Source organism: Paenibacillus sp. FSL R7-0340 (genome assembly GCF_038002205.1).
GTDB lineage: Bacteria > Bacillota > Bacilli > Paenibacillales > Paenibacillaceae > Paenibacillus > Paenibacillus polymyxa_B.
In genome coordinates, this window is record NZ_JBBOBY010000001.1 from 2850806 (window position 1) to 2870912 (window position 20107).

The 20107-nt window shown below is 42.4% G+C and carries 22 protein-coding genes; 20 read left to right on the forward strand and 2 right to left on the reverse strand.

Going from position 1 to position 20107, the window contains the following annotated elements:
• Positions 1 to 8: 8 nt before the first annotated feature.
• From MKX59_RS12740 to MKX59_RS12825, 18 genes are all read left to right on the forward strand, one after another.
• A complete protein-coding gene (locus tag MKX59_RS12740; RefSeq protein ID WP_016822040.1) occupies positions 9 to 1022 on the forward strand; it encodes a major capsid protein in 1014 nt (337 codons plus the stop codon).
• 17 nt (positions 1023 to 1039) lie between these two features.
• Complete coding sequence (locus MKX59_RS12745) at positions 1040 to 1420, forward strand: hypothetical protein (RefSeq protein WP_076295999.1); 381 nt, start codon at positions 1040 to 1042, stop codon at positions 1418 to 1420.
• Entirely contained in the window at positions 1410 to 1847 is a 438-nt protein-coding gene (locus tag MKX59_RS12750) for a hypothetical protein (RefSeq protein ID WP_076295998.1), read from the forward strand. Before MKX59_RS12745 ends, MKX59_RS12750 begins: the two co-directional genes overlap by 11 nt.
• Complete coding sequence (locus tag MKX59_RS12755) at positions 1847 to 2422, forward strand: hypothetical protein (protein WP_076295997.1); 576 nt, start codon at positions 1847 to 1849, stop codon at positions 2420 to 2422. The genes MKX59_RS12750 and MKX59_RS12755 overlap by 1 nt, the downstream gene beginning before the upstream one ends.
• Complete coding sequence (locus MKX59_RS12760) at positions 2419 to 2997, forward strand: hypothetical protein (RefSeq protein WP_340858464.1); 579 nt, start codon at positions 2419 to 2421, stop codon at positions 2995 to 2997. The genes MKX59_RS12755 and MKX59_RS12760 overlap by 4 nt, the downstream gene beginning before the upstream one ends.
• On the forward strand, positions 2994 to 3428 hold the full coding sequence (locus MKX59_RS12765) for a hypothetical protein (RefSeq protein WP_076295995.1): 435 nt from the start codon (positions 2994 to 2996) through the stop codon (positions 3426 to 3428). Before MKX59_RS12760 ends, MKX59_RS12765 begins: the two co-directional genes overlap by 4 nt.
• A gap of 11 nt (positions 3429 to 3439) precedes the next feature.
• Entirely contained in the window at positions 3440 to 3886 is a 447-nt protein-coding gene (locus MKX59_RS12770) for a hypothetical protein (RefSeq protein WP_076295994.1), read from the forward strand.
• Positions 3887 to 3932: 46 nt separating this feature from the next.
• Positions 3933 to 4721: a hypothetical protein gene (locus MKX59_RS12775; protein WP_076295993.1), complete on the forward strand. Its 789-nt coding sequence runs from the start codon at positions 3933 to 3935 to the stop codon at positions 4719 to 4721.
• Between the two features lie 65 nt (positions 4722 to 4786).
• Entirely contained in the window at positions 4787 to 5125 is a 339-nt protein-coding gene (locus MKX59_RS12780) for a hypothetical protein (protein WP_076295992.1), read from the forward strand.
• A gap of 142 nt (positions 5126 to 5267) precedes the next feature.
• Positions 5268 to 5411 (forward strand): hypothetical protein, encoded by a 144-nt coding sequence (locus MKX59_RS12785; protein ID WP_167518779.1) that lies wholly within the window; start codon positions 5268 to 5270, stop codon positions 5409 to 5411.
• Between the two features lie 89 nt (positions 5412 to 5500).
• On the forward strand, positions 5501 to 10903 hold the full coding sequence (locus MKX59_RS12790; RefSeq protein ID WP_076295991.1) for a phage tail tape measure protein: 5403 nt from the start codon (positions 5501 to 5503) through the stop codon (positions 10901 to 10903).
• Positions 10903 to 11457: a phage tail domain-containing protein gene (locus tag MKX59_RS12795; RefSeq protein ID WP_076295990.1), complete on the forward strand. Its 555-nt coding sequence runs from the start codon at positions 10903 to 10905 to the stop codon at positions 11455 to 11457. The genes MKX59_RS12790 and MKX59_RS12795 overlap by 1 nt, the downstream gene beginning before the upstream one ends.
• Positions 11458 to 11468: 11 nt before the next feature.
• Positions 11469 to 11909 (forward strand): phage tail fiber protein, encoded by a 441-nt coding sequence (locus tag MKX59_RS12800; RefSeq protein WP_076295989.1) that lies wholly within the window; start codon positions 11469 to 11471, stop codon positions 11907 to 11909.
• Between the two features lie 9 nt (positions 11910 to 11918).
• A complete protein-coding gene (locus MKX59_RS12805) occupies positions 11919 to 13286 on the forward strand; it encodes a right-handed parallel beta-helix repeat-containing protein (protein ID WP_143757190.1) in 1368 nt (455 codons plus the stop codon).
• 17 nt (positions 13287 to 13303) lie between these two features.
• Complete coding sequence (locus tag MKX59_RS12810) at positions 13304 to 13942, forward strand: phage distal tail protein (RefSeq protein ID WP_076295988.1); 639 nt, start codon at positions 13304 to 13306, stop codon at positions 13940 to 13942.
• Between the two features lie 12 nt (positions 13943 to 13954).
• The gene (locus tag MKX59_RS12815; RefSeq protein WP_076295987.1) at positions 13955 to 16099 is read left to right on the forward strand and encodes a phage tail protein; all 2145 of its coding nucleotides are present in this window, start codon (positions 13955 to 13957) and stop codon (positions 16097 to 16099) included.
• A gap of 64 nt (positions 16100 to 16163) precedes the next feature.
• The gene (locus MKX59_RS12820) at positions 16164 to 16733 is read left to right on the forward strand and encodes a 2,' 3'-cyclic nucleotide 2'-phosphodiesterase (RefSeq protein WP_076295986.1); all 570 of its coding nucleotides are present in this window, start codon (positions 16164 to 16166) and stop codon (positions 16731 to 16733) included.
• A 36-nt stretch (positions 16734 to 16769) separates the two neighbouring features.
• Positions 16770 to 17363, forward strand: a complete 594-nt coding sequence (locus MKX59_RS12825) for a stalk domain-containing protein (protein WP_076295985.1) — start codon at positions 16770 to 16772, stop codon at positions 17361 to 17363.
• Positions 17364 to 17501: 138 nt separating this feature from the next.
• On the opposite strand, the gene MKX59_RS12830 is transcribed toward MKX59_RS12825, so the two are convergent.
• Both MKX59_RS12830 and MKX59_RS12835 read right to left on the reverse strand, forming a co-directional pair.
• Positions 17502 to 17957, reverse strand: a complete 456-nt coding sequence (locus MKX59_RS12830) for an AraC family transcriptional regulator (RefSeq protein ID WP_076264644.1) — start codon at positions 17955 to 17957, stop codon at positions 17502 to 17504.
• 183 nt (positions 17958 to 18140) lie between these two features.
• Positions 18141 to 18443, reverse strand: a complete 303-nt coding sequence (locus MKX59_RS12835) for a hypothetical protein (protein ID WP_076264643.1) — start codon at positions 18441 to 18443, stop codon at positions 18141 to 18143.
• A 456-nt stretch (positions 18444 to 18899) separates the two neighbouring features.
• Here MKX59_RS12835 and MKX59_RS12840 point away from each other — a divergent pair, with 456 nt between their 5' ends.
• The gene (locus tag MKX59_RS12840) at positions 18900 to 19688 is read left to right on the forward strand and encodes a BRO family protein (RefSeq protein WP_076295984.1); all 789 of its coding nucleotides are present in this window, start codon (positions 18900 to 18902) and stop codon (positions 19686 to 19688) included.
• 148 nt (positions 19689 to 19836) lie between these two features.
• Positions 19837 to 20070 (forward strand): hypothetical protein, encoded by a 234-nt coding sequence (locus MKX59_RS12845; RefSeq protein ID WP_340858465.1) that lies wholly within the window; start codon positions 19837 to 19839, stop codon positions 20068 to 20070.
• Positions 20071 to 20107: the final 37 nt, after the last annotated feature.

Below are 20107 nucleotides of genomic sequence, written 5' to 3' on the forward strand. Positions count from 1 at the left end.
AAACACACATGGCAAACGTACTTGATCCATATTTTCTTACGGAAGTCGTCCAAAACATTCGGACGGATATTAACAGTTTTCGCGGGGCTCAATTGCTAACCAATGGAGTTGACTTCAAACCGGAACTTGGACTCACTATTGAATACGACATCACCTATGACGACACGGGTATGACGCCACCTACAGGATTGAATGATCCTTCACCTATTCATACTCCACCTGTGGTGAAACACATGAACTTCACGAACCAAGAATGGAGAGAAAAGGTTGTTATTGACCGTGAAAAGATTGCTACTTTGAGAAAGCCAGGCAACAGTCTTGAGCAAAAGTGGGGCGAAGAATACATGATTGAGAAAATGGTCGGTCTGAACCTTCGCCTTGAGACACGGTTTGAGTGGATGAGATGGCAGTCATTAACGGGAAAACTTATTGTACCAGCCACATCCACCAAACCAGCCAGAACGATTGACTATGGTGTTCCAGCTAATAACAAGCCAACAGCATCCGTATTGTGGAGTAATACCGAAACAGCAGATCCATTGGCTGACTTAGATGGCTGGTCACTTCGATTCCGAGGAAGTGGGGCTCGTCCTGTTAAAATTATTGTTAATAAGAAAGTCGATATCTATTTGAAGCAGAATGCTAAAATCCGCGAATTGATCAAGTACACTTTTGGTAAAGATGTTGTCACTGACGGTTCGCTTGCTGAAATTGTCAGCCAAAATTTGAATGGTCTTAAGTATGAAGTTTACGATGGTGGTTACATTGATGACTCTGGCGTATTCTATCCGTTCATTCCAGATAATGCAGTAATCATAATCGGCCAAGGTATGACAGGCTCAATTATGGATCTTGTGACCGGCCCGAATAACTATGAAGACATTTTCACCGGTCATACAGGAAAGTTTGCACTGACTAAGTTGATCCAAGGAGACCCCGATCAATGGCAAGCCATCAATGGTGCAACAGTGCTACCGCGTCTGAAATACGTTAACTGGCATATCTTCGCAACAGTGGCGTAAGAGAGGAGATCTAATTTATGACAACTGTAAGAGTATTGGTTGATGCTGTTGGGCAATACAATTCGGGGGACATCGTAACAGATGCCCCTGATGGTCTTGTAGATATCGCAAAGAATGAAATCCGTAATGCCGCAACTGGACAATTGCTTGCGGAGATTGTAGATGGTAATGGGGCTCTTGATGGTTCTCCTTCAGAACGGGAGTTGCAACTTCAGGCCGAATTAGAACAGTCCAAAGCGCGAGAAGCAGAATTACTTGAGCAAATTGATATTCTTCAGTCCGATGGTGAATTGAAAGCCTCAGCTAAGGAATTGAAAATACCCGGATACACCAAAATGAGTATTGAAGAATTGAAACAGGCTATCAGTGCTGCAGGCGGTGCAGCAGATGGCAACTAATAAGATACTCACTACAGAAACATATCACGAGGAGATTAGAGGGCGTCTAGGCGTTGGTGAGGATGTAATATCCGATGCTGACATAGACGCTCTTTCTGTTTTGCCCATTGGAGAATCGAGGATTGTAAAAGCCGTTCCTGATTATGCTGAGTTAACTGGTGATGATCAAACTTATGTGTATGCAGCAGCCGTTTGTATGGTTGCTGCCATACTGGCCCCTTCCATGATAGCAAGAATCAAGAAGTCTAAAAAGGACTTTGACTTCTCTTTTGAAAATCAGGTTGTTGATTGGAAAAAGTACGCTGTTCAGCTTGTTGATGAAGCCTATGAGTTTATCGAGTCCATATCAACAGTGCAGCAGGGGACAGATGTTCCAGTATTCGGTGTAGCTGGACCGACCCGGGCGAGAGAAAGGCGGTGTCACTGATGTTTAAAGACTTCGCTCATAGGTATTCACCTTGTACTGTCAATGGTGAGCCCGATGTCGTTATATTGTCTAGGGAAACGAAAGCCACAACGGTTATCGGAAAAGAGTATATGTACAATGGTTTGTTTTCTTCGAAATCATCTGTAAAGCCGGGAGATATAGTTCAGAACGAATCGTCGTATTTGGTACAGACTCTACGTACAACAACTGAGAAGGACAAGTACTGTTCTCTGATTAAAACGAACGCTTTAATCGAGGTTCAGAGATACCAGCAAGCTTATGATGCCAACGATAACCCTATAGGTGATCCTGACTTTATAACTGTTGCTACTGATATTGTGTGCTTTGCACAGTATGTTACAGCACAATTGCGACAACAGGAGCCGGGCTTGCTGCCGAGTACCGTGTTTACCTTGCAGTTACAGACGACAGTAGATGTAAGAGACCCTCAAGACTCAAGTCTATCCGCGCCTGAACGGATTGTAATGGGCGGGAAGACATACCAGGTAGATGTGGTAGATAGGATAAAGTATCCTAATCTGCTGCATGTCCAGCTTTCAGAGGACCGCCGATGATTACAGGGTATGATTCAGCGAAAGCGGCGAAGGATCTGGAGAATAAGCTCGCTGTTGAAATTACCGGGCTAACGAAACTGGTCATGCTGACAGCCAAAAGCGGCATACGGTACTATCCGGCAGTTCGGGACCACTTGGAAATGCACATGTTTGTCCTGGCGAATCAGATGATTTCAGGCGACATCACCGCTGATTACTGGCAGGCGTGGCTTGAACAATTCGGTAAAGGCTCCAAGATGGCAGACAGCAGCCAAAATCCCGGTTTAATAACCTACATGAATAGTGAAGCATGGAACCGACTGAGGTCCAAAGGTGATCGTATTATTGTAGGTCGTTCCTGTGGAAAGTACCGGGCGATTGACGGGACCATGAAGGAATCAGGTGGGGGCTATGCTGGGGTGGACTTGGAGGAGCTTGCGGAGCGAGGCGATATTGATGCGTCATTCAAAGCTACACCGCCGACCTACTTTTTGCGTATCGCAATCCAGTCCAATCGCAAACGTATTTTGGATGGCATTAGCCGTGTAATAACTGATTTTCCGTATCACAGATACTTCAAGGAGGTGAAGGAATGAGCCTACAACTTATTGATGCTGTTCAGAATGCTTTAAAAGCAGATTCGGAACTTATGAGCATGCTGAAGCTTACTCCTTCATCACCCTCTGCTGAGGTAGTAAAGCGATTTACGAAAGGCATGGAGCCTGAGATAACGGTTTCTAAGGACACAGTTCCACATATCTGCCAATATGTCATGCCGGGACGATACGCCACTAATCCACTGGTGTTCGAGGGTAAGTTCTGTATTGATTTCTACGGTAAAACAGCCTATGAAGCGAAGCTGTTGTTTGAACGTTCATTCAAGATTCTGCATGACAGACGACTGACTGCTCAGGGCTTTGCTTCATATCTGTGTGTTCTGACCTATGACGCAGACTTTGCTACTGGAATACAAGGTGCGAAAGGATATAAAGCAATTTTCGATGTAGATTACTTAAGAATGAATTGAGGTGAACTAAAATGGCAGAAGCAACAGTATGGAAAGCAACGGGAAGATCCGGTGATCACAATGGCGTTAACCATGTTGAATACGAGTTGCTTGATTCAGCGCAAAAGCGAGTTTCCTTGGCTAAAACAAATGTGTCCAGCATTGAAAAAGATGGGGTTAAAATTGAACCCGATGATCAAGAGACTCTATGGTTTAGCGAAGCGAACGCAACCAAAAAGTACAAATTTAATGTGCTTACTCTTGCTGGTACAACTTATGAAGCCGAATTGAATTGGACTCAACCTATACCACCTAAACCTGAACCCACTGAGTGGGACAAGCTGATAGATGAGAAGATCATACTTGCTAAAGGGTTGGGTATTATGAGTGTTTGGAATCCAAAACAGGGTTACAAGCTAACCAAAGAGTACGTACGAATTGCGGAGATTGATAAGCGTTTATGGGAACTGGTCAAATAATCTGATCGGTTCTTTTTGTATTCACACATAAGGAGGATGAAACTATATGCAACCTTTAGTATTTGATGGCGTGGGGTCAGCGCAGGTCTATGAAGAAGGGGGAAGGCTCAAATTTCTTGATGATAAAATCACTAAAGTAACTTTGCAATTGCAGTTTGATTGGGACAAAGTAATGGGCGGCGATAGTGGGTACGCATTCCACTACACTGCTAAGGATTTAGGGGATAAAGCCTCTATGGAGGTTCCTCGCTACTCTGATATTTTGGCTGAACTGTCTCAAGGGGCTGAATCGGAAAAAGGAACAGTTCAATTTGATGAAGTAGAACAAGGGTTTTTAAATGCAACTGATGGCTACAAGTTAAAGGCTCCAACGAAGTATAACGGAACCTTTGTAGATAAGAGTGACCGGGTTTATTTAAAAGATACTGACACAGGTGAACTAGCTGAGTTGACTCGTGTTGCATCTGCCCCAACAGCAGAGCAGTACGTAATTACTGCTGATGGGAAAATCACATCTGATGTTGTAAACGAAGGGAAATTAATCACCGTTACGTTCAAATGGTCAAAGGAGAATGCTACAAGAAGTAGCTTAAGCGGTAAACGCCGTCCGAAACCATTTAAACTGGTACATCGCTTTTCATTAACCGATGATCGGAACGGCAAAGAAGTCCCTTGCCAGCTCACTATTTGGAAGGCTCTCGGCGGCGGGACTTTGGACGTGTCCCAAGAGCGCAAAAAGCCAACCACCAATACATTGGCACTAGAGATTATGGAGCCGGATATCACGCCAGAGAATCCTAATCGATATGCAGTAGAAATCATTTTCGGTATCTAATCAATTACTAACTTAACCCCCTATCGCTCAGGTAGGGGGTTACATACATTGAGGAGGAAATTTAGATGGCAGACAAACAATTGGATAAAACGCTTAATATAGGTTCAGAAATTCGGTTGGCAGAGGGTATCAAAAAGCATGTGAAGATCGGGACCATTGCATTGATCCGTCAGGTTCGTGAAGAGATGGACGGTGTAGCACACAAGTTTTCGTTTTCGATAGGCCGGAAAAAATGGGAGGCTACCGAAGACCGGGAAGCAGTTGACTGGCCTAAAGTAGAGGATACGTATAAAAAGGCATTTAACCTTGTTCTGGTTGAAGGAATAACCGAAGAAGAGTATGAACAGATTGACCAGGACGGTATTGAAGAACTGGACAACTTATTAGATCGATTTCTATTCTGAGTCGTTTCCTCCAGATGAAGAGACCGATGAGGAAGATGAGCACGAGGAGTCTAATCCTGCCGAGGATGATCATGAGACGGACTGGTTAGAACTTTGGGCTTTATGCGTGAGTAATGGTATTTCTGATTCGGAGTGGCCTAATATGACTATTCCGAAAATCAGAGCTTTAATGAAAGCCAAGAACAGAAACCGGGAATTTGAAATCATTCTTCACGGTGGCAATGTGGAAAACAAAAAGCCGAAGAAGGTCAAGACGTTATCTGATCTTGGTTTCTTCGCCAAGTAAATTAAGAGGCATCCGCAATCATGCAGGATGCCTCTTTTTCTGTATTTAGGTCAGGAAACTTTTCCTGAACCATTTGTGAGGTGAGTTAAGTGGCAGACTTAAATAAGGACGTAGTAGGCGCACGAATAAACCTGGATACCAGCAAGATATTACCTGCATTCAAGGTTATCGACAATGGAGCAAGAGCCAATGCTGAATCGTTTAAACTTCTAAATGCTGAATTAGGAATCAGCGAGAAAAATTTCAAATCCTTAGCCAGTAGTGCGGATAAGTTTGCTTTGAGTGCAGAAGACAGACGGAAGAAGATTCTCGCTGAATCCGAAGCTCTTGTAAAGCAGCGTACTGCACAGGCAGAATTAAATAATGCTCGGAAGAATCAACTGGACCAGGCGAATAAGATAACCGACGATAAACTCAGAGCACAGCAGGCCATTGTAAAAAAGCGTGAGGATGCAATTGAGCAGCAGGAACGAGAGCATCTAAAACGGATGGAGGCCCTTCAAAATAAGGCGACATCAACCGGACAGAAAGCCGCTAAAGTTTCAGGGGTAGGAACGGATGATAAGACGCGTGAACGTGTCCTCATGCAAGAACAGGCTATCCGTATGAAGTTGCAACAAATGGCGGATAAGGAAGCACAACAAGCAAGGAAGAACGCTCAGGATTATGAGAAGTTCTGGATAAACGCTCTGCGTGCTAGAGAACAGAAAGAAGCACAGGTTCGCGAAAAGGTGCTTCAAGAAGAACAGAAGATCCGTCGTTCACTGAGCCAAACCGAAGCACAGATGAAACAGACCTTCACTACAACGCCTAATTGGATGAGCCGAGTAGGAGACATGGCTACGCATGCGCTTGTATTCAACACAATGTATGCAGCCATGCACAAAGTGCAGGAAGCACTTAAAGAAGGATTGGTTGGGATAGAATCCAACATGGCGGGTTATATCCAAACAAACGAACATTACTTTTTAGAATATAACGAAGGCACTAAAGAAATGGTTATGAATACTGAAAAGCTTCATGACCAAACAACCAAATTTATTCGAACGGCTCATGATCTTGGCTCGGAAATCATGGATGTTACCGAATCAGCACGTCTTTGGGGCCGGATGTATAAGGATGCAGGCGTTGTTCAGGAGATGGTACGTAAGTCAACAATGCTCAGTACGGTTGACCTTGTATCCTTGGAAGATGCGACAAAATCAATGGAGTCTACATTTGCTCAGTATGGCGTGCAAATCAAGGACAGTAATGACGCTATGGTGCTGGGTGGGCGCGTTCTGGATTCTTGGTCCAAGGTTGCCCATGATACGATGGCACCAGCTAAAGACTTGGGAGCAGCCTTCGAGCGTACAGGTAAGATTGCTGCTCAAACAGGCGTAAGCTTCGACTTCATGAACGGTCTTATTTCAGCCGGTGTACGTAACACAGCGCTCTCTGGTGAAAATCTCGGTAACATGTGGAAGACAGTCTTGGGTACGATTCGTACCGACAAGGCTGTGGGAGAAATTGAACGCTTGGGCGTTGCAACCAAGGAAGTTGTTAATGGATCAGAGCAATGGAGAAAAGCAGAAGATATCTTGTTGGATCTTTCTACTAAAGTAATCGACAAAAACTATGACCTTACAAAGTCATATGCAGATATCTCTCGCGGCGTGTATCAGTATGCCAAATTGGCAGCTTCCCTTAATGCCGGGGATATTTTACTTGGTACAGCAGCCTCTATAGGCTCAACCGGATCGACAATGGAATACCTGAAGGTTCAAATGGATACTATTCAGCGTAAAGCAGCACAAACCAAGGCATCTTTGCTTGAGATATTTAACAATGCAGGCGACGACGGGCTAAGAAGAATGATCAAGAATGTCTTGGACGCGATTGACCAACTGCTTATTGGCCTTACCAAAGTACCGTCTGGTGTGTTTGAGGGTACGGCAGCTATTGGAGGTTTACTTCTAGCTTATAAAGCCCTCAGCGGGCCAATTATGAATGTAGTAGCTGCTGTGAAAGTACTTACAACAGCTAAGGTTGCAGAAACGGTGGCTGTTGCTGCCAACACTACAGCCAATGAAGTGAATATTGTTTCTTCTCAAGGAGCAACATTGTCTACCGTCCAACGTAGCGCAGCAACTCAGGCATCCACTGCTGCAACAACAGAGGCAACAATTGCAACTACAGCTATGACTAGGGCGCAAGCATTATCCACTGTAACGATGGCTGCTGCTACAGCAGGTTTGACTTTGCTGGCTGGGGCAATTGCTCTTGTCATTTGGGAAAGTGGAAAAGAAGAAAAAGCAGCGCGTGAAAGAGCGCAAAACTTGAAAGATGAAGATTCGGCAGCTCAACAAATGATAAGTCAGTATCAGCGACAAATTGACTTGCTTCCCAAACTTGTTAATGCTCATAAATCGCTTTCTGATTCGCTTAAAATTAGCGGTACCTCAATCGAGAGGCAAACTCAAATAAAAAAACAACTGGAAGAGGTCACAAAAGCATTAATTATAACAGTAGGCAAGGATGGAGCCAAACAGCTTGAATCCGCTAACTTTAGTGAAAAGGCCGTACAAATACAAGTTGACGCTTTGAACACACTGATTACAAAGCAAAATGAAGCGCGAAAGAACATGCTTACCGATCAACAAAATGAGATTAACAATCAGTTGAAAAAGAACACCGAAGAATTGGAGCAAACAAAAGAGAAACTCCTTAAAGTTAAAGACAGCCTAGCTTCACAAATGGGAGAGTTCTTTAAAAACGTTTTTACTGGAAAGAGTTTGGACGAAGCTTCTAACTCCGTTCAGCTGCTCCAGGACGAAGTAAATGGTTTAGAGAAGGAGAACCATAAACTTGCTGCCTCTGCCGCTGAAGTCGCAGTGCAGCTAGGCCAAGTTGCAGTTGATGCGGTTGATCAATTTGCAGGGAAGTCGGGTACAGCAGCTGAAAGTGCCAAAGCTCAGGCGGAAGCATTAGCAGATTTAAGAGAGCAAATTCAAGGCAATGGCACTGCTGTATCTGAGATGAATAATCTCTTGAGCGACCTTTCAAAAGGACAGTCTCTCAACGCCGCTGCTGCCACGGACCTAATATTAAAATATCCTCAACTTGCAGCAGAGATATATAAGACGAGCGATGGATGGAAGTTTGAAAAAGATGCTGTGGAAGTTCTCCGAAAAGCAAAAATTCAGAAAGCAATCGACGATTTGAAATCCGAGAAGGCTTCAGCGTTTAACACAAAAGTATCCACCGATGAACGATTAAAAGCTTATAGCATTGAAGCAGAGGCTATTAGAAATTTAGCTCAATTAAAAGCTGCTCTTAATGGTGTGATGGCTCAGAGTTCGTTGGAGGTTGCGAAAAGACAAACTGAACTTAATAGCATGACTGGCATTAGATCAGTTTTAAACGCTCCTTTCAAGAATCAACTTGATGTTGATAAGAAAAAACTGGATAACAAAAAAAAGCTTGATGAAATATACACTGAATATGAAAATCAAGCAAAATCCTTTGACACTCGGATTAACGCTTTATCGAAGCTCTACAAAGATCCTAAATTTGGAGTTAGTGATTCATCAAGCAAAGATAAAAAAGGGGGAAAAGGAAAGAGTGATGCAGAAAAATCGGCTGAAAAAGCAGCCAAGGAAGCTGCTGAGGCTCGTAAGGATTCTTACAGCGATGATATGGACAACTTCAAGTACATCGCTGAACGAAATGAATGGTCTATAGATCAACAGATAGCTGGATATAAACGCTTGGGGCAGCGGCATAAGCAATTCCTCACGGAAGACAAGGATGCCTTAAAGCAGTGGGGACGAGACATTCAGAAATTGAATGATTCTCGCTACGAAGAAGATGTCGCCAACCTAGAAAAGAAAAACGAACGCATGCGGCAGGCCAACAAGCAAGAAATCGAAATGACCAGATCATCTCTTGATTTCTATACCAAAGAACAAAATAAAGCCTACCTGCTGCCAGCAAACCGGAGAGATATCCAAAAGCAAATTTACGATCTTACTGTCAAGTACAATGAGCTTCGATATCAAAATTCAGAAAAATGGATTGATAAAGAGACTTCCAAAATGGAAATGGCAGGACAAGGCCAAATTGCTATTTTAAAAATGGAATACGATGCTTATATCCGCATGAGTAAGGCTAAAGATCGTACCGCCGAACAAAGTTTTGAATTACAACAGAAAATCTATGAGAAGCGCAAGGCATTGGAAGATGAATTCCTATCCGATTTTCAGAAACGTATTAATTACCAAAAAAGCATGGAAGCCATTTCTGTTTCTGATCAGCTCAATGCATGGACAAAAATGCAGGCTCTTTATAAAGAGGGATCAGAGCAACGCATGGAAATTGATGTACAGGTCCATGACTTGAAGAAGCAACTTTTGGAGGATCAGAAGAAGGCCGCTACTGAAGCTGCCAAGAAGGAAAAGGAAACGCTTGAAAAGACTCGTGATGAGGAAGTCAAACGGATTGAAGCGGAGCGGGATGCTTTTGTCGAAGCTCAGGATGCTAAAATCAAGGCCATAGACGACTTGCTTGCCAAGATGCAAACCGCGAATGAAGACGAGGACTATGATCGTGCTATGGCGGAGAAACAAGCACGTCTTGCCTTGCTCCAATCCGCCGTTGGTCCCGAGGGTATCGCTGAGCGCAAACAAACCGAGAAAGACATTGAGGATATGCAACGGGAACATAACCGGACGCTGGCAAAGCGTGGCTTGGAGGACCAAAAGAAAAAGATTCAAGATGAGAAGACTGAGCGAGAAAAGGATTACAATGACCAGATTGAAGCAGCAAAACAGCACTATGATGAACTCACCAGTAAGTTCGATGAGTATTCAGATGGCGTTGAATCCAAATCCGAAGATCTGAAAAATACGCAGATTTCAAAGGAATCTGAGAAGAACGCAGAAATCTTGCGCCAGTTGGATCAATTCATCTTAGACTATCAGATGAAAATGGCTGAAATCAATGCTACTTCAATATCTGCTTCCTTGGATACTGGATCTTCATTTTCACAAAAGGATAGCGACCTGGAGCGATACAATTCCAATATTGATAAATGGTACTCGGCAGGCACCGCCGAGAAAGCCAAGCTGCATGAGGAGAATGCTGCTCTACGGAATAAATATGGCATCAAGAAGGACACAGGCAAGCTTCAAAAATTCCATTCTGGTGGGATCGTCCAAGGGGACCGGGGCGCAGAGGTTCCAGTAATCGCAAGAGCCGGTGAAATGTATCTGAACGATCAACAGCAAAGTAACCTGTTTAACCTCATAAGTTTCAAAATGCCAAGGCTTGATTTCTCTATGCCGAGTTTCTCTATGGCTTCGGGGGATGGGACAAATCCGCAGTATAACAACAATTACTACACAGTAACTTCAGGAGATACTTATATTGAAGACGAGTCCGCAGCAAAGGTGTTTTGGACCGAACGAGATAACCTGGTACGGAGGTTACAAGCGAGGGGAGGTAAGTCTTAATGATCGACGCTACGGCAGATGGCAAGTCTTTTAAATCCATTGGTTTGGGGTTGAAAAAGCACAATATACCCGTGCTACCTCCTACGAAAGATCATTCTCTAGAAATAGCTGAGCGTGATGGGGAATTGGATTTTGGCAGCACTTACGGAGCTAGGACAATTGACCTTGAATGTGTCGTAATGGCAGATGATACAACCCTTGATTACCATAGGAGAGTCGCCCAAGTGGCGGCTCTTTTTAATGCCAAAAAAGGGGATATCGTATTCACGTTTTCAGACTTGCCCGGAAGACGGTATATAGGCCGGTACGCTGGAACCTTGGACATCGAAAAAATACTTTGGGATGGGGAACTGACTATACCAATCAAAATGGGTGAGCATCCGTTCCCAGAGTCGGAGGAGAACATAAAAGAAGTCATTATCACACAGTCTCCACAAACAGTGTCAGTTATTTCTACAGGGGATGAACGGGCGAGTCCTGTAATAGTGCTTACCAACACAGGAAACAACGACATACGGAATTTTCGTATAGCAAATGAGTATCAAGTAGAATAGGAGGTCTTTATATGGTAGACACATTGCTCAGTAAATCGACTGAAGAAGAAATAGTGCTTAGTAAAAGTAATTGGTGGAAAACAGCCTGTATCAATGCTGCTTTAAGGGGGACGAATTTCACAGCTCCACAGACCGTGTATATTGCTCTGTACATTAGCAACCCGACAGACGCAGATACTGGACAAGAGGTAAGCGGAGGCGGCTATGCGCGGCGTGCTGTTACGTTTGGCGCTCCGGTTATTGCTGATCGTAGGGCAGCCGCAGCCAGTGCAGTAGATGTATATTTCCCAATTGCAACGGCTGATTGGGGATTGGTTACACATATCGGCATCCGTACGGCAGCGACCGGAGGCAATTTAATGTATCACGGGGCAGTTACAAACCCACGGACGGTGCAGACAAATGACTCACTGCGTTTTATGGCTGGTCGAATAAACATTGATGAAGGGTAGGTGTTAAACATGGAAAAAATGTATCCACCAGTGGTGAACTCTCCTAAAACAGAGTTGACCGAATTGATTACCGACAAACAAACGGAAATTACTGTTGCAAATGCGTCTGTTCTGCTTCAAGGCGAAGGTATTGCCGTTTTGGGCAATGGGGATGTAGCAGAGACAATCACATATACAAGTATAGAAGATAACACGCTTAAAGGCTGTGTACGTGGCTTTGAAGGAGTAGCGCGTGCATGGGCATCTGGTGCTGTGGTAGCGCGTAACTTTACAGCGTCCGATCTTCGAGCGGCACAGCATAACATTGAATCTCTTGATGACAAGTTGCGAGGTATGGAACTTACGGACGCTTATGTGTATTACGTGGATGCTGTTAACGGATCAGACTCAAATGACGGACTGACCAAGGCTAAGGCATTTAAAACCATTGCCAAAGCTGTCAGCATAATGAAGCCTATAAGCCTGTCCCGATTCTCTATCGTGTTGCTTCCTGGCACATATGATGAAGACGTTGAGATTAAGCACAAGCTGCGTGCGCAGACGCTGGAACTAAAGGGCGAAACAGAGGATGCCAGCTTATACAAGGTTAAATCTATATTGGTAGACAATTTTACGAACCGCGCGGGCATTTACAACCTCACCATTACGACGACTGATAAAGTGGGCATATCCCTAGTCTATTGCAATCGGACTTTAATACAAAACGTTATCATTGAGGGGGTTGCTGCCACGCAACATGGCATTGGCAGCTATGACGCGAATGCAAGAATTGTAAACTGTAGGATATCCAACAAGAATGTTGCAATAGCGGCAGATGCACGAAGTAATTTTTATGCAGAAAACTGTACTGGCACTGGAAACGTGACAGGCATATTATCACAAGCCGGGTCCGTAATTTGCGTTAATGGCACTCTTCCTCAGGCAGATAATCCAGAGTTGCAATATTTGGGAGGTCAGATATTTGGAACCACTCCGTTTACCTTCTTAAGAAGCGGCGCGATTACATTACCTGCTAACTCAGCGGTGTTAGATATACCAATCACTACCGTCATGGAAGATGGATATGCTATGAAATTAGGGAATTCAGTGGTCATTCCAAAGTCAGGTTGGTACCATACGAATTTACTGTTAACAATCCAGAACCTACCCAATACAAACATAGCTAACCTGAGCGTTTATAAAAATGGAGCTAGCTTAACAACGAGAGAACTAGTGGGATTTGGTAGCGGACGTATCACGTTTATGACGATGGACGATCAGCAGTATTTCAATGCCGGAGATGTGATTACATTTAAAACATTCCAAGACAGCGCAACGGCTTTATCCGCTTATAATACTCAAATTAGGCTTACCTGCATTGGCACAAGAAGGACTTAATTTAGGAGGGAGGTCTAATGTTTAATACAGGTGGATTTAATGGCCTTGCTCTTAATTCGGGCAGCTCAACGGATGGGAATGTAATAGATTTGTCCGCTCATTTATCCGGTCAGGCACAAATGTATTCCCGGCGTAAAGAGATTAGCGGGTCCGAAACTGACAATGCATTCAACCTAATGTCATTCAATGTCACGGACACAGAAACGGTCACAGAATATATATTGGATTTTAATTTAGATATGACCGCAGGCGTGAAACTTTCAGGCGAAGGCCGGGCGCAATCCGATTTTGTTCGGTCTTATGACTTAGAAGCTATGCCAATGTCCGGCGATGGACGCGTAACAGATGCACAGTATACTCGTGAAATTATTCTACAAGCTTCACCTATGTCGGGAGAGGGACGATTGCAGCCAGCCGAGGCCAGCCGATTCCATACAGATTATATTGAGTTTACGGACGTATTCCGTCCTGGTGAAGTCATTACTATAGATGCAGGGAAATTCAAAATTATGAGAAATGGTCAGAACGTCTCGCATCTTTACAATGGTGATTTCTTCGATTTGAATCTCGGCAATAATAACCTGACCTGGACGGACCCGGAGACAGGTCGGACGGTTTTGTTCCGCATTACACACCGAGATAAATTCTTATATTAAGTGAGGTGGATTATGCCTACTCCAACTATGCAAGTGTTTGATAAAAACATGCGTCGCGTTGGTACGCTGGTGGACTCTTATGACATTCAGCGGCGGCGCAGGATCAACAGCGACTATGAATTAACCTTTATGGTACCAATGACCAGCGAAGACTATAGGGAAAAGATAGCAATCAAAGGCCACGTTCAAGACGAGCGTGGCCAATTTTATGTCATCCAGTCTCGTAGCCGATCACGGGAAGGTCGAAAGCTCACTGCAAATATCTACTGTAATCACATCATGTTCAAACTTAATGATTACAAGTTTCCATATGCTTCATACATTGCAGAAGCCTATGGTATCCATATCAATCAACTCACAGACCTGATTACAGCTGCTACAGGTGGACGGTTTAAGTTTGTTATTCACGACACATTTGATTTGCACGATGTTAAGGACTTTGGGCGAGGTACTTGTCTTGAAGCGCTTAATAAAATCATTCAGATGTATGAGTGTGAAGTAGAGCCAGACAACTTCATAATTAACCTGAGAAAAAAGATCGGGACTGACAATGGACTACAGTATCGGCTTAAAAAGAATATCGTATCTAGTTCCTTCAAAGACAAAGGTGAGTCTCTAGTTACGCGTATGTTCGCTCAGCTGAAGGATGGACGTACCTTTATCGGAATGGATGCGTCCAAATTGACCGAAGAGGAGCGGAGTTTGCTGTCAGGCATACCAGGAACGATTGTAAACGGAAAGCTGGCGGTAAACTACTTGATTTCTCCTTATGCTCAGTATTGGGCCAGCGAGTCGGTTCCTTTTTACGATGGGGAAATCATAGAGCAGGATATTGAAGAACCTGAAGAGCTGCTTAAGGCTACTCGCAAGGCTCTCAGGGAGCAAGAGAATGTAACACTAGAAGTTACCGTATCTACGGCTGACCTATTCAAAATTGACAATACAGAGCCAGAACCACATTTAGGTGATACGGTAATGTGTATTGACCCAGCAATGAATATGAACAAACTCAAAGCCAGGATTACAGAACTTACAGAGTATCCATATAGCCGTGACAAACACAGCGAGCCTACCATATCCAATGTCAATTTACGGGACTATGCCGATATCATTTCTGACCTGGAGCGGAACAAAAATATTATCAATAACTTGTTTAGTAATGGAAAGATCCGAACGGAAGTATTTGAATCCTTTGCAAAGCAGGCCGTGATTGATATTGATAATTCCAAAACAGAAATCAAGTACGATCAACGCGGAATAATCCTACAGGACAAGACCAATGCTCAGAACCAAGTTATTATGACTTCAAACGGGGTAGTCCTAACAACAGATGGAGGGAAAACAGCAAGGACAGCAATTACAGCACGTGGCGTTGTTGCTGAACAGATTGTCGGGCAACTCGGTAACTTTGTATCCTTGGTGATTGGTAGTGGTAATAATGTAACCAAAATCAATACGAATGGAATAAGTGCAGGGAATGACGACTATACCATTGCGCCATTCCGAGTAGACATGCAGGGGAATGTTGTAGCTCGTTCGATTAAGTTGACTGGGCAGATAGACAACTCAGAAATGAACGCTTCAGATATAAGGGCTAGTACAGTTAATGCAAGTACGATACGAGGGAGTAAGTTAATCGGTAATGAGATCGAGGGCGGTATTATTACAGGAGCCTTATTCCGTACAGCCAAAGAGGGTAGGCGTATAGAGATAAACTCTAATGGTCTTACTGCTTATAACTTACGCGGTGGAGAAGCTATTTCATTAGGACAATATAATGATGGTGGAGCCTTACTCTTTATGGATAATGGCTCACCAAGAGGAAGTATTTTTGCTGATTCGAATGGATTCCATTTAGGAAATATGGCTGGTATGATTCTACGATCTATAGATGATATGGTTTATTTTCAAGGAGAAGTTGACTTCAATGACGCGACAGTTAACGGACTGGAAATAGATAAAATAATGAACTTAAAGCAAACTATCAGTAATTTGCAGAATGATATTTCAGAGATTCGCGGTGATCTGTTTAATGGTTTAATCACTAATGCCTCTTTCGATCCAAGTTCTAGGAATCTGAAACTATTTAGTCGGGGTAAAACTGTGGCTACAGTTAATATTCCTGCTGGAGGAAACTCTAGTAGTTCGACAACATGATGTTTACTGAACCTCCTGCCGATGGTAATATTAGGACATATATACTATGTAGGAGGTACGGATAATGAAAAAATGGTCTTATTTACTCAGCGGTGTGTTAATTGGTGCGGTTGTCGCTACGGCTGGAAGTGCATTTGCGGATCAACTAAAATCTTTAGTCGGGCAAACAGTAGCAGGAGAGTACACTGTGAAGGTCAATGGAAACTCTCTGTCGGAAAGTGCGATAGTAGTTGACGGAAAAGCACATGTACCTTTGAGAGCTGTGTCTGACTCTCTAGGAGTGAACTTAAAAGTGGATGGTAAAACAATTCAGATTACTAATGGAACTGCCGATACGGAACCTGTAAATACGGCTTCAACAGGAAAATATGAAGGGTGGTCCAAAGAAAAGCTGAATGGGCGAAAGGCCGAACTTGAAAAATTTTTATCCGATACCGAAAAAGATCGTGACAAGGCTGTTTCTAACCTTCAGAAGATATCGAACATGAATACCGCAGTGTCTGATGATATTTTGGCGATCAGAAGTGAAACCAAGAAGAATACAGAAATCGGCATACAAGAAGCTGAAACTAATATAGCTAAATATAAGACTGAACTAGAAGAAATAAATAAAGCTATAGCTTCACTGAAATAAAATAGAAACGAATAGACCGTTAGCGGAGGCATTTAGATGAATAAAAAGATGTATACGTTTATAGGTGCTTTACTCGGGGTACTGCTAGCTACTTCTGGTGGAGCTGCGGCAGATCAAGTGAAATCACTAGTTGGGAAGACTGTTGCAGGGGAATACAATGTGAGAGTAAATGGAACAACATTGTCTGAAAACGCTATTGCCGTCGATGGTACAGCGTATGTACCTTTGCGCTCGATCTCAGAATCTTTGGGGGCGAACCTAGTGGTGAAGGGGAAAACTATTGAAATTACAACAGTAACTCCTTCTTCTAATGTGGTTGTTAAAGAGCAGTCACAAGCTATAGCTTTGAAAGATAACCCATATACCAATTGGTCCAAGGAACTAATTGTGAAGCATATTGGAACTGTGGAGGAATTGATCGATATATATAATAATGAGGTTAAAAAATATGAAAAGTCATTGACTGACACAAAAAGAAGATTAGGTGCGGCAGGCGACGATCAAAAACTTATTGAACGCATTGAAAAAAGCGTCACTGAGACAGAGAAAGGATTACAAGAATCCAAAGACGGTTTATTTGAGCACAAAAAAGAGCTAGAACAACTTAAAGCAGCATTAGCTACTAAATAAATAAGTAGTAATCTAGAAGCAAACAAAAATTATATACTGTATACACAAAAGCCCTCTTAAACAGAAGGCTTTTACTTTTATAAAAGAGGATAGTATTAGACTGCTTTCAATAAAGAAACAACCTATATCTTAATACGTCTATTGAATCGGAACGCAAATTTCGCAATAATGATTATTAATAAGTTCAACTGTATATCGCTCCAAGATAGGTCTGGTTTCATCTAAGCTGAACCTTTGATTTTCCAACTCCAGGAATATTTCAGCCCAAGCTTTTTGAACAGCTTCTGCTGTATGATTTATCTTAAAAACAGCGTATCTTCCTCCACTAATGTTGCTCAGGATTACTTCATCAGCATCAACACAGTAATCATTTGGAACAACCAAACACGCATCGTAGCGACAATTTTCCGGTTTTACAAATGCAGGATTATCTTGGGCAATACCGAGGATAATAGACGTATTATTAAATAATTCATTAGATTCAACCCAGAATTTAAATTTCTCCATTAGTTGTGAATTTGCAATTCCATAAGGACCAATCTGTCTCATGTATACAATTCTACAAGACGGTATTTTTTCAATTTCAGCCTTCATATTTTCTTCTCTTTCTTTTTAAAGTACATCGATGTCTGAAACCATCTTATAATGCTTTAAAATGATAAACAACTCCATTTTAAAAATAGTCAAATTAGCGCCTAATGCCCAAAGAGTAGGCTTATAGCGCCTGCTCAACAATCATGTCCCGTTAGTTGAATAGTCTTCACCGTTATACTCTCATTAAGTAAAGTACGGAAAGTGATCATGCATAAAATGAGTCAAAGCATCCTCGATGTTTCTATGCAGGCTCATATATTGGAATAAGATATCCAAGGTGAGTACGGTTTTAGATTCCTCAATACTAATAGTCCAGGTTGGTGGCTCTTCAGGATTATAACTAAATTCCCTAATGATACCGTATGCTATACCTAGATCCTCTAGCCCGTTAATTATCTTGTGTAGAATCTGATCAATCTCGCCTGTCAGTTGGTCAATATGAATCTCACTCTGTTCCCAAGTATTTTTATCATTCCAGTTATCCATTGCCTATTAACCTCCATATGTCATTGATTAAGCCAACAAGTATGTAACAATCATCTCTATGTTGGTTTAACTATGTCACCCAACACTTTGGCACATCTAAAAATAGCTATTCATTTTCTTTACGCTTATATTCTATAATTCGCTGAAGAGAAATATGAATTGCCCTGAGATAACTTACTATGGTTATAAAACCGAACACTAAAATAATTATGAGTAGATCCATGGGTAACTCGCTCCTAACTCAAACAAAAGATTATTCCCCATATTACCATAATTGGAACTATACTTCCTGTTAGTTTGAAAACGTATGGTCTGTTTACAACTTTATTTTCACTGATTTATGTTTCCCTTTAAAATCCGCAGCGTTACAGCAACAGTACCAATTTAAGATATAAGTATGAAAGCCTCTGATAACTCAGGGGCTTATTTTGCGTACAAAGAAAGGTGAGATCAGTAATGGATATACTTACAATTCACGGAATAAGAGGTTTTATTGATGGGAATGGTACAGCTCAACTGAATTTAGGAGATACGGTGCGCGGCCTTGGATTTACTAAGTGCGAAACCAAAAACGGGAAGGAATACAACAGCATCCGGTGGGAACGCATTTTTGAATACCTGGATGAGTTTGGTTTCGACCACAAGTGGGCGAAAGAATCTTATATACCTGAGAATGTTTTCTATCGTCTTGCAATGAAGGCAAAAAGTGAAGTAGCTGAAGCATTTCAGGCTAAGGTGGCAGATGAGGTACTACCTTCTATTAGAAAGACCGGAGGATACATAGCGAACGAAAATGCATTCATTGAAACATATCTCCCTTTTGCTGACGACCAGACCAGAGCCATGTTCAAACAGACTTTAGCGGTTGTGCGACAACAAAACGAAGTAATCATATCCCAACGTGAAGAAATTGAATATAAAGAGACGGTCATTGTCGGGTTAGTTGATGATATCGACCTTGCTGCCAAGCGACAAATTTTAAATAGAGTTGTCCGTAGAGGTGGGAAGAGGTATCAAGAACGCTGGCGTGAGCTGTACAAACAATTCGAGATGAAATATCACATCAATTTATCTGCTCGGTTGGATCGCTATAACGAAAATAATAAGCCGAAATTGAAAAATAAAATTGAATACATTGACAAAGTGATGGAAAAGATTCCAGAGCTTTATGAAATTGCGGCGAAGCTCTATGAGAACGATGTGAAAGAGCTTGCTCAGGAACTGTATGAATTGAACGCAAGATAGTAAAACTCACAAGAAAGGCGATGACCTTAATGTCAGATAAAATGATTGAGTCTAACCCAAAGGAACTTGTTCGCTTGTTTGAAATCATCAATCAGTTCGGATCGACCTGTAGTTTGGAGTTTCAATTGAGGGACAAGCCGATCCGCTGATGGGAATGGTTGATGAAAAAATCATTCCTGAGTTTTATGAAGGAGACGGTACTGGAGCTGCAATAGCTTTAGAACTTGGAGCCACTACTTTTTCTTTTGAAATCGAAAAACATAAATTTTCGAAATATATTTCCGAGATGCAGTTCACCATATGTATTGTAGGCTCGGGATATGCAGTTTGGTTCAATAGCGGTGTAATTCCGCCAGAAGGTATTTCCATAGCAAAACAATGACGGCAAGACACTTTTAATAAGGTGTCTTTTTTTCGTT